This window comes from Paenibacillus sp. UNC499MF (genome assembly GCF_900107975.1).
Classification (GTDB): domain Bacteria; phylum Bacillota; class Bacilli; order Paenibacillales; family NBRC-103111; genus Paenibacillus_F.
In genome coordinates, this window is the sequence record NZ_FNVF01000009.1 from 100,911 (window position 1) to 116,260 (window position 15,350).

Here is a 15,350-nt window from a genome sequence, read left to right on the forward strand (position 1 = left end):
TTCATGGTGCAAGTGTAACTTGTGGTATAGTTGTATCGGTTTCGTATAAGCATTTCATGGAGCGCAGGTTGAGCGAATAGGATAGGAATTTACACGATAGAGGATGTGGCACACGTGAACGCGCAGTCAGGCAAACTTGCTTTACGGTCGCAGGAATGGATTCAAACCGCCTTGTTTCAACTTATGGAAAAAAAAGAGTACTCCCACATATCGATAACCGAGATCGCGGATAGGGCCGGGCTTGCACGGCAAACCGTTTATCGCAATTTTCAAGACAAAGACGTCATCCTGCTCAACTATTTGGACGGATTTATGAAAGGAATGTGGCACGATGTGGGCGCCGGGATGAAGACCCCATTCGACGAAGAGATGTTCGTCCTGCTGTTTCGCAATTGGAAGCGCAATGCTCCTGCCGCCTTAATTCATAGTATCTTAACCAAGGACCGCAAGATCAGGCAGCTCATTTATAAAAGCATTTGTGACTATTTCGACGAGCTGCTCGCAAGCAGAAGAAATGAGCCGGGCGGAAACAGGGAAGGTGCGATTCCTACATATGGGCTGTACGCCGGTAAATCGCTATCTTCCATCGTGCATATGATTCTGATCGAATGGACTCTGAACGATTTTCATCTGACGCCGGAACAAATCGGAAGTATGGTTAGCGATTTGACCGCTTCGATCCGTGCGTACCTGTAGAGCCGCAGCAGGGCGTGTTGAAACCGTGCATGCTTTTTTTACTTGACGGTTTTCGGCTTGCGCATTTACACTGACGATGGTTTAAAACCTATATTTTGTAAGAATTGGAGTGAAGCCGATGGAGCATTTGATAAGCATTGTAATGCCGACCTATAATCGGGCGCACGTCATTTCCGGCGCAATCGAGTCCATCATGCGGCAGTCTTACGCCAATTGGGAGCTGCTCGTCGTTGATGACCGAAGCACCGATCATACGGAAGAGGCCATCCGTGATTGGACGCGCAAAGATGCGCGAATCCGTTATGTGCGCAATGAACGGGAAAAAGGACCGGGAGGCGCGCGAAATACGGGGATGCTGGAGGCGCAGGGCGAATATTTGGCGTTTCTAGATTCCGATGACGAATGGTATCCTTGCCATTTGACCGACAGCGTGCGGACGCATACGCTGACGAAAGCGGATATCAGCTTTGCGCTCTGGGTGGAACGGCACGGTGAGATTACTTCCTATAACTTCGACAATCAAGTTGAGCGGAATTTGCTGCATTCGATGCGAACAACATTCGAAACATGGAATGACGGGGAAACGATTGTTTTTGAGAAAGGATTGTTTGAGGCGTTTTTGTCGCATACGCGCAATTTTTTTCAACTGAACACGATGGTTTTCCGCCGGGAGCTGCTGACCGAAGTCGGCTTGATCAACGAACATTTTTTTCTGGGGGAAGATACGACCTATCTGCTCCGCTTTTTCGACAAATACAGAATCGCCCTGCAAACCAAGCCTCATTCCGTCTACCGGGAGTCTCCCGACAGCCTCTATTTCTTCTGCGACCGCTGGCAGCTTGATCCCGATACGATTCATCTCAACGAGGACATATTTATAAAAATCGAGGGACTTAGCTTCAAATCCATCAAGGTGCGCGAGCATATCCGGGATTTGGTCGCTCAGTCCGAATCCGTCCGCAATAAAGCGAAACAGCTCTCTTACATTGACATCGGCATCGCAAGCAAATATTATACGCTCAGCTATTTGAACCGTTACGACAGAAAAAAAGCGCTCCACTACTGCCGCCAGTCCCTTCGTCACAAAGTTTCGGTTTTTAATTTGTTTTTGTTGATCAAGCTGCTGTTTGCAAGCAAGAGCGGTAATGCTTTTTTACAAAAGGCTCTTAATATTTGGTAGAATTAACCAAAATAAGTTAAAAAATAAAAGAATTTCCCCCTCCATTGTAAGATTATTACCCTATCGAAAGTAAACATTAAGCACTACTATTAGGGTAGGTTACAAGAAATAAAAGGCTTTATTTCGCTTCAATGCTTTAAATCATTGCCGCTATACCCGGTTACATAGTATGATTTTTCTCCTTCCTTCGCAGCACTCAATCGTCTACATAATGAACTGCTGCGATGTACAAAGCAAGTTTTCGTTTCATTTATCAGAATTTTCAATCATCTAGACCCCGCACAATAGCTAACCTGCAAATTAGCATGACCTCGTCTAAAAGCAGGGGCTTACCCAAACAGCAAGATCCCACACAACAGCATGAACCTACCCACTCAACAAGATCCCACACAAAATGCATGAGCTTGACGATCAATATTCCCCTCTCCCAATCGCATGAATTTTCCATTCAGCTTGATTCCGCACATTAGCATGAACTTTCTTACTTCGTACGAACCACCCCATGGGCAACCGTTTGCCGCAGGATTTCTTTTTTTAAGGGCTTTATTGCCCCAACTTGTTAATTTTCGTTAAAACAGAGAAACCATGTATGTTTGTTTTGCATTCTGGATGTTCCTTAAAAAAGAATAGCTGGAAAATAACGTTCGTTATAAGAAATTAGCTGATTTTATTTTTACAAACCACTCCATGAGGAGAGTGTATTCATGTTTAGAGAAATGCATAAGTCCAAAATTCACCGGGCTGTCGTGACAGAGGCCAATTTGAATTACGTAGGAAGCATAACGATCGATCAGGATATTTTGGATGCATCGAATATCCTTGAAAACGAGAAAGTGCAAGTTGTCAATATTAATAACGGAGCCAGGCTGGAGACGTACGTCATAACCGGCCCAAGAGGTTCGGGTATGGTTTGCTTGAACGGCGCCGCTGCCAGACTGGTGCAGCCGGGCGACCGCGTCATTATTATTTCTTACGCGATGATGGAAGAATCGGTAGCCCGCACGTATCGTCCGCATGTCGTCATTATGGACGAGCATAATCGCATCGTAACGGAGGATTATCAAGAACTGCATTCCACAACGGTGTGATAAAAGACAGAACGGAGGGCTGCCTGCTATGAGAACCATCCGTAATTTATCCGGCGTATTGCTGGCGCGCAAGGAAAACGATTCGGGAATTTTATTCTGCGAAAGCGGCGGGGAGCGCTACTTGTCGTACGGCCAATTACTTGCATCGGCCGGAAGGACGCTCCATCTGCTGCGCGAGCGGGGCCTTGAGCCAGGCGACTTTGCCGTCATGCAGACGGAAGATAACGAACGGTTTATCCTTCTGTTCTGGGCTTGCGTGCTCGGCGGCATTGTTCCCGTACCTGTGACGGCGGCGCGCACGGACGAAGGACGCAAAAAACTGATCCAGGTATTCAAGCAGTTGGAAGCGCCTACATTGCTCTGCGATGAAGAACTGTGGCCGGGAATTCAAGGCTATGCTTTGAAGCACGGGGAAGCGGAAGTGCTGGTCCGGCTTGAGTCCCGCAGCGTGCCGATTGCGGAAGTGCTTGCGGCTTCTGCGGATGCCGGCCATCCTGAGGCTGAGCCGTATGATGCAGCCGAGACGGACACCGCATTCATCCAGTTTACATCAGGCTCTACAGGAGACCCGAAGGGGGTCGTGCTGACGCACGGCAATCTTCTGTCGAACATGCGCGCCATTATGCATGGGGCGCAGTCGACGGAACGGGATTCTTCGCTAAGCTGGCTGCCGCTGACGCATGATATGGGGCTCATCGGTTTTCATCTTACGCCCCTGTTTTGTGGCATGAATCAGCTGCATTTGCCGACCTCGACGTTTGTGCTTCATCCGATGAAATGGCTGGAACTTACGCATAAGCATCGGGTGACATGCCTTGCTTCGCCTAATTTCGGTTATGTGCATTTTCTGCAGCATTGGAAGCCGGAAGGAGCGGCGGCCTGGGATTTGTCCTGCGTCAGGCTGATTTTTAACGGGGCCGAACCGATATCGGCCGCCCATTGCCGCGATTTTCTGGAGGCGATGAAGCCGTACGGGTTAAAGGCAAATTGCATTTTTCCGGTATACGGACTTGCGGAAGCGAGTCTCGCCGTGACATTCCCGGGGACGGAGGATCACCTGAATACCGTCAGGCTTGAGCGCCGATCGCTCGCTGTCGGACAGCCTGCACAAATGGCTGCGCAGGGGGATCATACCGCGATCGAGATCGTCGAGCTGGGTTTCCCCGTCCAAGAGTGCGAGGTGCGCATTTGCGACGAAGGGGGAAACCCTTCTTTAGCAGGCAGCGTAGGGCTGATTCATATTAGAGGCCGCAACGTGACAAGCGGCTACTATAAGAGGCCCGATGTCAATAAGCAAACGATTTCCCCCGATGGCTGGCTGAATACGGGAGATTTGGGTTTCTTGCTGGAAGGGCGTTTATATGTGACCGGCCGCATGAAGGACGTCATTTTCGTCAACGGGCAAAATGTGTATCCGCATGACCTGGAGGCGTTGATCAGCGGCCTGAAAGGGGCCGAAATCGGGAAAACGGCGATTGCGGCCGTTCAGGATGCGACGACCAAACGGGATGCGATCGCGGTTTTTATTCAGCATCGCGGCAAGACAGGCGGATTTGTGCCGCTGATGTCCGAGGTGAAGAAGCTGCTGAACGGATCAGCCGGTCTGGACGTTGCTTTTGTCGTCCCCGTTCGGCGGATTCCAAAGACGACTTCCGGCAAGATTCAGCGCTATGTATTGGCGGAAGCGCTGCGCGAAGGCGAGTTTGCCGGAGCGCTCGCCGAGCTGACGGAGCTGGAAGCGGCAGCCGCATTGGAGCGGTGTGATGCGGAAGGCGGAGAGCCCTTGTACGGGGATGCCGGCTTGGAACCGGCCACGGATACGGAAGAGCGAATCCTATCCATCTGGCGCGAGGTGTTGAAAAAAGATTACATAGGCCGGAAGGATGGCTTTCTTGAGCAGGGAGGAAATTCGCTCAAGGCGGCTTATGCGGCCGCCAGGCTGCAGGAGGCGTTTGGCGTCGAGCTTACGCTTACCGAGCTGTTTTTGCATGATACGGTGAGTTCGCTCGCCGCTTTGCTGAAGCAAAAGACGCAGGAAGGCGAAGGAACTGCCGGCGCCGCTCCTCCGCCGGTGGCCAAAGCGGAGGAACGTACGGTTTACCCGGCAACCTCGGCGCAAAAGCGGCTGTTCATTTTGGAAGAGCTGAATCCCGGGCTGCTCAACTATCATCTGCCGTTTGCGGTCCAGGTGAAGGGTCCGCTCGATATCGAACGATTCCGCGCGGCTTGGCGGGCCCTGATAGAGCGGCATCCGGCGCTGCGGACGTCCTTTTATATGGAGGATGGCCATGTGATGCAGCGCATCGAGCAGGGGATCGAGCCGCCGCTTGCCGTCGTTGACGGAGGCGGCTGGCCGGCGCCTGCACTGGCGCTGCGGCAGCGCGGCTTTCTGCAGCCGTTTCGTCTGGAGCAAGCGCCCCTGCTGCGCATGGAGCTCGTACACATGGAGCACGAGTCAAGCGTGCTGCTGCTGGATATGCATCATATCATATCGGACGGAACGTCGATGGGTATTTTGATGTCCGATCTTGCGAGGTTTTACGAAGGGAACGCGCCGGAGCCGTTGTCCATCCACGGCGGGGATATGGCGCTGTGGGAGGAAGCCGGCCGAAGCGGCAGCCGATTGGAGCGCCAAAAGCTTTATTGGCGCGAAATCTTCCGGGATGGGGTGCCGTCTACGGCGCTTCCGTCCCCCCGGCCAAGGCCGCAAACGCCAAGCTATCGCGGTGCAATTGAACGCTTCGAGCTGGAGCCGGAGCTTGCCGGATCGCTGCGGGCGCTGGCTGGACGCGAGGGCGTAACGTTATACACCGTCCTGCTTTCGATTTATTATGTACTGCTTGCGAAATATACGGGCGAATCCGACATCGTTGTCGGTACGGCAGCCACGAGACGTGTGCGGCCGGAGCTGCAAGGCGTAGTCGGGATGTTCATCAACATGATTCCGATCCGCCTGCGCGGACAAAGCGGCTTGCGTTTCGATCAATGGGTAAAGCAGGTCAATGGGGAGTCGCTGGCGGCTATCGGCAACGGAGATGTGCCTTATGAAGAAATAGCCGAGCTGGCAGATGGGACACGGGAATTCGGGCGGAATCCGCTGTTCGATACGGTGTTTACGCTGCAAAATATGGAGCTGCCCGAATGGCGGAGCAAGGATGTCGTTTATACGCCCCAAGCGATGGACGGCGGCTCGGCTAAGTTCGACCTGACTTGGGAGTGCACGGATACCGGCGCAGGCATCGCATTTACGCTGGAATATGCACTGGATTTGTACGATGAGCGGTCCGCCGTACAATTGGCCCGGCATTATGCAGCGCTGGCCCGGGCAGTCGCCGCGCAGCCGCATGCGGCGCTGGACGATCTTGATCTCGTCGATGCAGGGGAGAGGGAAAGGCTGCTCCGGCTTGGGCGTTCATTCGCCGCGCCGCCGCAGGAGCTCTCGCTGCACAGACTGTTTGAACGGCAAGCGGTGGAAACACCGCAGCAGATTGCCGTTGAAATGGGCGAGCGGGCATATACTTACAGCGAGCTGAACGAACGTGCCAACCGTTTTGCGCGCGCGCTTGCGCGGCTCGGCGTAACGCCGGGGTCGAAGGTGGCGCTGCTTCTCAAGCGCTCGCCCGATATGATTGCGGCAATATTGGCTGTGCTGAAAGCGGGAGCCGTCTATGTGCCGATCGACCCGCAATATCCGGAAGAGCGGATTTTGTTTATGCTGCAGGATACGGAAGCGCGGGTGATCGTGGCTGCGGCAGCGACGATGGAGATGGGCTCCCGGATCGCCGGAAACAACATAGCTGTCATCGACATGGATGGATCCGATACAAGATGGTCCGGCGAGTCCGGCCAAAATCTCGACTTCGACGGTTCGGCGGACGATCTTGCTTATATCATGTATACGTCCGGATCGACGGGCAAGCCGAAAGGAATTATGACCACGCATCGCAATGTGTCCCGGATTGCCGTCCATACAGATTATGTGAGCATTTCGGAAAAAGATGCGCTGCTTCAGCTTTCCAATTACGCCTTTGACGGTTCAACGTTCGATTTGTACGGAGCGCTGTTAAACGGCGCGAGGCTGACGCTGGTCGGCGAGGAAGAGGTTGCCGACGTTGTGCGGCTGACCGAGCTGATCGAGGACAGAGGCATTACCGTATTTTTTGTGACGACGGCACTGTTCAATACGCTGGTCGATCATGGGCTGGAGTCGCTGCGCGGCCTGCGCCATATTTTGTTTGGCGGGGAGCGGGCTTCCGTGCCGCATATCCGCAAAGCGCTCCGCGCGCTTGGACCGGGCGTGCTGCTGCATGTCTACGGTCCTACGGAAACGACGGTGTTCGCTACCTGTTATCCGATCACGGAGACATGGGACAGGCAAGGAGCGGCCACCGTGCCGATCGGCGTGCCGATCGCGCGTGCGGAAACGCTGGTACTCAATGAACAGAGCCGGTTGCAGCCGGACTGGGTGCCGGGGGAGCTGTGGATTGCGGGTGACGGTGTCGCATCCGGCTATGTAAATTTGCCGGAGCAGACCGCTTTGAAGTTCCGGCCGCATCCGATCCGTGAAGGCGAAACCGTGTATGGAACCGGCGATCTGGTGCGCCGCTTGCCTGACGGAAATCTGGAGTTTCTGGACCGGATCGACAGCCAGGTCAAGCTGCGGGGTTACCGGATTGAATTGGGCGAAATCGAGAGCAGGCTGCTGGATTGCGCGGGCGTCAAGGAAGCGTTTGTAGCTCTGATCGAGAATGACGGCGCACCTTATTTATGCGCTTATATCGTTGCGGAGCAAACCGAAGGGCAGGCAAGCGTTCGGAGCCAACTGACAGGCAAGCTGCCGGCATTTATGATTCCCGCCGCGTTTGTGCAGTTGGAGAAGCTGCCGCTGAACGCTAACGGCAAGGTGGACAAAAAACGTCTGCCTGCGCCGGAGCGCGCGCTTCCGTACGAAGCCCCCGCTACGGATACGGAGCTGATTGTCGCAGGATTGTGGCAAGAAGTGCTTCATGCGGGGCAGGTTGGCGCGCTTGACCACTTCTTTGAGCATGGCGGCCATTCCCTGAAAGCGGCCGCATTGACCTCGGCAATCTACAAAAATTGCCGGGTGCGCATGCCGCTTCAGGAAATTTTCAAGCTGCCTACGGTCAGAGAGCAGGCGGCCTGGATCGACAGGGCTGCCAAGGAAGTGTACGAACCGGTTGCGGAAGCGCCAAAAGCCGCATCCTATCCGCTCAGCCCGCCGCAGCGGCGCATGTTTTTGGCGGAAAGTATGGCTGATATCGGACTAACCTACCATATTCCCCTTGCGCTTAAACTGTCGGGTGCGGTGGGGGAGTCCAGCATCGGGCTGGCGCTTCGGAAGTTAATCGACCGGCATGAGCCGCTGCGGTCCTCCTATCAATGGATCGACGGCGTTCCGGCTCAGATCGTGCACGATTCGGCCGACTTTGTTCTGCAAACGGCGGAGCTCGCTGACACGACGCTACCGGAATGCTTAAGCGAGTTTTTCCGGCCGCTCGATCTTGCCGCAGCGCCGCTGCTTGCCGCATGTTACTGCCGGCCCGAATCCGAAGGAGCGGACGCCTATCTGCTGCTCAACATCCACCATATTGCAGCGGACGGCATATCCGTCAAGCTGCTCCTGGAAGAGTTGACCGCTTTGATCGACGGCACCGAATTTGCGCCGCCCGCTCTGCATTACAAAGATTATGCCGTTTGGCAGGAGCGGCAGTCCGGCTCGGAGCGGGCCAGGGCGAGCCGGGCGTTTTGGACAGAGCAGCTTGCAGAGCTGCCGGCGCCGCTCGATATGCCGCTGGATCGGCCGCGCGGCGACCGCCAGACATTTGCGGGCGATATGCATACCTTCCACATTCCGGCGGAGCTTGCCGTACGGCTGAAAGAGACGGCCGCAAGCGCCGGAGCGAGTATGAACAGCCTGCTTTTTGCGGCTTACGCGCTGCTGCTCAAGGGAACGACGCATCAGCCGGAATTTGCAATCGGTTCTTTGGCGGCAGGCCGGACGCATCCGGACACGGCCCGGATGATCGGCATGTTCAACCAATTTCTGCCGATTCGGATGCGTGTGGCGGACGAGCTGCCGATACGGGCATTTGTCGGCGAGACCCATGGGCGCTTGCTTGCCGCATACGAGCATGGCGATGTCAGCTTCGAGCACATGATGGAGGCGGCCCGTTATCCGCATGACCCGACTCGCAACCCGCTGTTCGATACGATGCTGATCGTTCACAACCAATTTGAGGACGAGAAGCTGACGGCGCGCGGCGACGGCTGGAGCATGGAACCCGTGCCCGTAGGCCACGGAACATCCAAGCTGGATTTCAAGCTCGATTTGTACAGCGATGGCGAAGGCGGTCTGCGGGCAGAGCTGGAGTATAATACGGGATTGTTCCGTAAAGGCACGATGGAGCGGATGGCGGAGCGGCTGCTTTACATTTTGGAGCAAACGGCCGCCAGCCCCGACCTGATCTGCGGAGACGTCGTAATGGCGACGCCTGCCGATGAAGCCGCCTTTGAGGTATGGAATGATACGGAATATCCGTACCCGGCGGAGAAGACGATTCACGGATGGTTTGCCGAGTCCGCCCGGCGGTGGCCGGACTTCCCGGCGGTGCGGTCGGCCGAAGGTACGCTGACGTACGGGGAGCTGAATGACCGCGCCGAATGTATGGCTGCCGTGCTAAGAGGCAGGGGGGTTGCAGTCGAAACGATTGTGCCGATTGCCGCTCAGCGCTCGTTGTCCATGATGATTGCGATCATGGCAGTGCTCAAGGCGGGAGGGGCTTATTTGCCCATCGACCCGGAGCATCCGCCCGAGCGGATCCGCGGCATTCTGGAGGATAGCGGGGCTAAACTGCTTCTTGCGGGGGCCAAGTGGATTCATAAGCTCCCGGACTTCCAGGGAGAAACGCTCGATCTGGACGCGCTTGCGGCTGCCGCCGCATTGGAGCTGCCGAAAAGCGATGAAGAAACGGATTTGACGCCACAAGCGGGCCCCGAGCATTTGGCGTATGTCATATATACGTCAGGTTCTACCGGTAAACCCAAAGGCGTTATGGTGGAGCACCGCGCGGCGATCAACCGGCTAAATTGGATGCAGACGGCTTATCCGCTGAATGAGCGCGACGTTATTTTACAAAAAACGCCGATTTCGTTCGACGTTTCCGTATGGGAGCTGTTCTGGTGGAGCTTTGCCGGCGCTTCGCTTTATTTGCTGGAGCCCGGCGGGGAGAAGGAGCCGTCCGTCATGCTGCGCACGATAGAGGAGCAGGCGGTCACGGTTATGCATTTTGTACCGTCCATGCTGGGTGTCTTTTTGCCTTATGCGGCGGACAGCGGCAGAGGGGGCGGGCTTTGTTCCCTGCGATACGTATTTGCGAGCGGCGAAGCGCTCAAACCCGCCCATGTCACAGGTTTTTACAGCCTGATGGAGCGCGCCGGCGGACAATGCCGGCTCATTAATCTGTACGGCCCGACGGAAGCGACGGTCGATGTCAGCTATTACGATTGCCCGGATACTGGGGCGGATACGATTCCGATCGGCAAGCCGATCCATAACATCCGGCTTTACATTTTGGACGAACGGATGAGACCGCAGCCGATCGGCGTGTCCGGCGAGCTGTGTATCGCGGGTGCCGGTCTTGCGCGCGGATACCGGAACAGACCGGAATTGACGGAGGTAAGCTTTGTTGCGAATCCGTTAGTTCCAGGAGAGAAGCTGTATCGTACCGGTGACCGCGCAAGGTGGCTGCCGGACGGCAACATTGAATATTTGGGACGCTTTGACCATCAGGTCAAGCTGCGTGGACTCCGCATTGAATGCGGCGAGATCGAGCACGCGCTGCTCTTGCAGACGGAAGTTCGCGATGCCTTGGTAATGGTCGTGACGGACCCCGCCGGAGAGCCGGCGCTTTGCGCATATCTCGTGACAGCGGATGGGGAGACGCCGGAGGAAGAAAGCCTTCGGGCCGCTCTTAAGGAACTGCTGCCGGAGTATATGATCCCTTCGCATTTTGTTGCTATGGATGCGTTTCCGCTGAGTCCGAGCGGCAAAGCCGACCGCAGCAGCCTGCCGCAGCCCCGGTTCGCTGAACCGGCATCTTTCGGCGAGGCGCCGGCTACGCCGACGGAGCAGCGGCTGGCGAAGCTTTGGCTGGAGGTGCTCGGTCTGACCGCAAGCGGGCAGGACGATCGGACTGCAATCGGTAGAGGAGCCCATTTCTTTCAAATGGGCGGCCATTCCTTGCGTGCCGCGCAGCTTGCGGGCTTGATCGAGCAGCATTATGGAGCGGCGTTTGCGATGAAGGACGTGTTCGATGCTCCCTTACTGCGGGAAATGGCGGTCCGCATCGACAATGCGGTCCCCAAGCGGGCCGCGGTTATTACCCGGGCGGAGAGCCGGCCGTTCTACCCGTTGTCGCTCGCGCAAAACAGGCTGTTTGTGCTGCAGCAGCTTTATCCCGACAGCACGGCCTATAATCTGCCGCTCGCTCTGAACCTGACGGGCAAGCTCCAGAAGGACAGGCTTCGCGAGGCGATTCAAGGACTGATTGACCGCCATGAACCGCTACGCACCAGCTTTGACTGGGCAGACGGCAGGCCGGTACAGCGTGTTCATGAGGGGGTTTCTTTTGAATTCGCCGTACATGAATTAGTGGAAGCGGCGGACTTGAATACATTCGCTCGCGCGGTCGTTCGCCCGTTCGATTTGCGAAAGGCTCCGTTAATTAGGGCGTTTCTGGCGACGGACGGCGAAAGCCGGCATACGCTGCTGCTGGACATGCACCACATCGTCACGGACGGTGTGTCCATGAACGTGATGGCGCGCGATTTCGGGCAGCTGTATCAGGGCGGCTCCTTGCAGCCGCTGCCCATTCACTATAAGGATGCCGCCGTATGGCAGCAGGAGTGGATGGGTTCGGAGGCGAGAGAGCGGCAAGAGCAGTATTGGGCGTCCGAGTTGGCGGGTACGCTTCCTGTGCTGCAGCTGCCGACCGATTATCCCCGTCCGCCCGAACAAAGCTTCGAAGGCGCCAAGCTTGCGATGCCGGTTCCGGCTGAGCTTGCCGAGGGAGTAAGAGCGGCGGCGGAGCAGTGGGACGTCACGCCATTCCATATCTGGCTTGCCGCCTACCATACGTTATTGCATCTGATGACGGGGCAAGACGATCTTATTGTCGGCACACCGATCGCCGGCCGCTTCCATCCCGCAACCGAGTCTCTGGTCGGCATGTTTGTCAATACGCTGCCGATTCGGAGCAGGCCATCCGGCGAACTGCCGTTCAAAGCGTTCGCCGAGCAGCTCAAAGAAACTGCGCTTGCGGCGATGGACAACGGCTTGCTCCCGTTTGAACATATGGTGACCATGCTGGAGGTGCCGCGCGACCTGAGCCGCAATCCGCTGTTTGACACGATGTTTGTCATGCAGCACAAGGAGATGGAACAATCGGCGGCGGACGCTTTGCAATTCGAGGCGCAAGTGCCGGACAATCGCGTATCGAAGCTGGACTTGACGTTCGAGTTTGCGGATCAGGGCGCCAAAGGCGCAGCCTTGACGATCGAATATGCGACGGCGCTGTTTAAAGAAGACAGCATACGCAGAATGGCGGAGTGGTATTTCCGTATTGCGGGCCTTGCACTGGCCGAACCGGATCGGCGGCTTGGAGGAATCGGGCTGCTCGATACGGAGGCAGCGGACAAGCAGAGCCAAGCGTTCAATCGCACGGCCGCGCCGTATGCAAGCGGGGATACGGTAGAGATTTACCTCGAAAGACAAGCGGCGGAAACGCCGCAGGCTGTTGCGGTTGCGGCGGAGGACGGCGTACTGACCTATGCGGAATTGAACCGGAGGTCGAACAGGCTGGCGCAGGCGCTCAGAAAACAAGGTGTAAAGCGCGAGGAGCGCGTGGCCGTCGTGATGGAGCGCAGCCTGGAGATGATGATTGCCATCTTTGGCGTGCTGAAGGCGGGCGGAGCTTATGTGCCAGTTACGCCGGGCTTGCCGCCGGAGCGAATCCGCTACATGCTGGACAATTCCGGAGCCAGGCTCCTCTTGACGAAGGGCAAAACCCCGGAAGGGCTGGAGACGTTCCTGCCGATTATGGATGTTCATGAGGCTCTGGCGCAGGAGCGGGACGACTCTCCTGTCGAGAAGCGGCATGATTCACGTTCGCTTGCTTATGTGCTGTATACTTCGGGCTCGACCGGACAGCCGAAAGGAGTCATGATCGAGCATCATTCCGTGGTCAACCGGATCGGCTGGATGCAGAAGCAATACGGACTGGACGCAAGCGGAGTCATTCTGCAGAAAACGCCGATTACCTTTGACGTATCGGTCTGGGAGCTGTTCTGGTGGAGCTTTGCGGGAGCCAGGCTGGTCCTGCTGCCTCCAGGCGGCGAAATGGATCCCGCGCTTATGATGGATACGATAGCGCAGCATGGCGTAACGACAATGCATTTTGTGCCTTCCATGCTGCATCTGTTCCTGGAGAATCCCGGCTTGCTGCGCGGCGAGGCCAGGCTGGAGAGCCTAAGGCATGTGTTCGCCAGCGGCGAAGCGCTGACTGCGGATCAGGTGAGGCGGTTCCGCGAGCGGATCGGACTTCCGTTCGGTGCACGGATCGTGAACTTGTACGGCCCGACCGAGGCGACGGTTGACGTTTCCTATTACGATTGCTCTGACGGCGATATTCCGGTCCAGGTGCCGATCGGCAAGCCGATCGACAACATCTCGATTTATATCGTGAGCGAAGCGTTGAAGCTCCAGCCTGCCGGCATTGCCGGTGAACTGTGCATTACCGGCGCGGGCCTGGCGCGGGGTTATATCGGCCGGCCCGATTTGACGAAAGAAAAGTTCGTCGATAATCCGTTTGCGGCGGGCAGTCTGATGTACCGGACAGGAGACCTTGCCAGATGGCTGCCTGACGGAACGATCGAATATTTGGGCCGAATTGACCATCAAGTAAAAATAAGGGGCCAGCGCATCGAATGCGGGGAAATCAAACAGGTGCTGCTCGGTCATCCGGCGGTATCGGAAGCGGTGGTCATGAAGCGGAACGCCGCAAGCGGAAGCGAATATTTATGCGCGTACATCGTTTGCTCCGAATCTGCGGACCATCAGGAGCTGCTCGATTTTGCAGCGCTTCGCCTGCCGGATTACATGGTTCCGCAGGCCGTGGTGGAACTGCCGGCCATGCCCCTGTCTCCAAACGGAAAAATCGACCGGAAGGCTCTGCCTGAGCCGGAGCTGGCGGCGGATGCTGGCGGCACTCCGTTTGTCGAAGCGGCAAGCGATATCGAACTGGCGATTGCCGCCGTATGGCGCGAAATTCTGCAAAGGGACGACTTCGGCATCCATCATCGTTTCTTTGATATCGGGGGAGAGTCGCTGCTGCTGGTGCGGGTGCATCAACGGCTGGAGGAGTTATATCCCGGCGCTCTCGGCGTAACGGATTTGTTCACCTATCCGACGATCGCATCGCTTGCGGCTTATCTGGAGTCGAGAAATCGCGAGCTGGCGAGCTGGAACTGGAGCGGTCTGCCTGTAGCGGACGACTGCGTCAGCAGCGGCTATTCCGCGGAGCGTATCGGCAGCGTTCAGTTCCAACTGGACAGGGCGGTTGTGGAAGGGCTTGCGGAACTTGCGGCATCCCGCTCGGTGACCGTTGAAGCGGCGGCTTATGCCGTATATCTGTACTTCTGGCGCGGCGAGTCCGGCATGGACCGGCTTGTGCTTCCGGCACTGACGGACAAAGGGCTGATTAACCCGAAGGAAATCGACTTTGCGGAGGTGCGCGATTTCGATACGCTGTTGCGGCATGCCGCCAAGCTTGCGAGCGCGGGTGAATGTTATACCGTGCGGCAAATCAAAAATCAGCCGAAAGCCGAAACGGGATTCGCCTTGTTTCCGTTATTTGCGGGATCAGCCCGGCACGGGTTCAAGGAACGGGAAGCGCTGCTGGAACAATTCGATGTTGTGCTGTATATGGATGGCGCCGCTGCACCGAGCGGGGCGGAAGGACCAGAGCTTGGCGGGGTATGGACCTATAACGCCCGTCTTCTCGGCAAGGAGGCGGTGCTGGATTGGGCTTCCGCTTATCTGGATCTGCTGTTGAGCGTGGTCGAGCAGTATCGCTCCGCGGCAGGCAGCGCCGTCCCGGGGGCGTAGCCTGAGGCAATTTCCGTTGCGTCTGACCTTGGGAATACATCTGACAGAGGTTGCTTAAAAAGTCTCTTTTGATCACGAAGCTATTTTGGGAGCTATTTCAACATCGAATCCTGAATTCAGCCGGGCCTAAAACGGATGCTTACGAAGTCATGTTGCCTGCGGAAACCTCTCAGGTGCTCACGTGCCCACTACAAGCCAATGC

The 15,350-nt window shown here is 56.4% G+C and carries 4 protein-coding genes; all 4 read left to right on the top strand.

From position 1 onward, the window contains the following. Positions 1-114 precede the first annotated feature (114 nt). Entirely contained in the window at positions 115-696 is a 582-nt protein-coding gene (locus C4S74_RS18420; protein ID WP_103996751.1) for a TetR/AcrR family transcriptional regulator, read from the top strand. Between the two features lie 118 nt (positions 697-814). After that, entirely contained in the window at positions 815-1,876 is a 1,062-nt protein-coding gene (locus C4S74_RS18425) for a glycosyltransferase family 2 protein (protein WP_103996752.1), read from the top strand. Positions 1,877-2,580: 704 nt separating this feature from the next. Next, complete coding sequence (panD, locus tag C4S74_RS18430) at positions 2,581-2,964, top strand: aspartate 1-decarboxylase (protein WP_103996753.1); 384 nt, start codon at positions 2,581-2,583, stop codon at positions 2,962-2,964. Between the two features lie 28 nt (positions 2,965-2,992). Further along, complete coding sequence (locus tag C4S74_RS18435) at positions 2,993-15,148, top strand: non-ribosomal peptide synthetase (protein ID WP_103996754.1); 12,156 nt, start codon at positions 2,993-2,995, stop codon at positions 15,146-15,148. Positions 15,149-15,350: the final 202 nt, after the last annotated feature.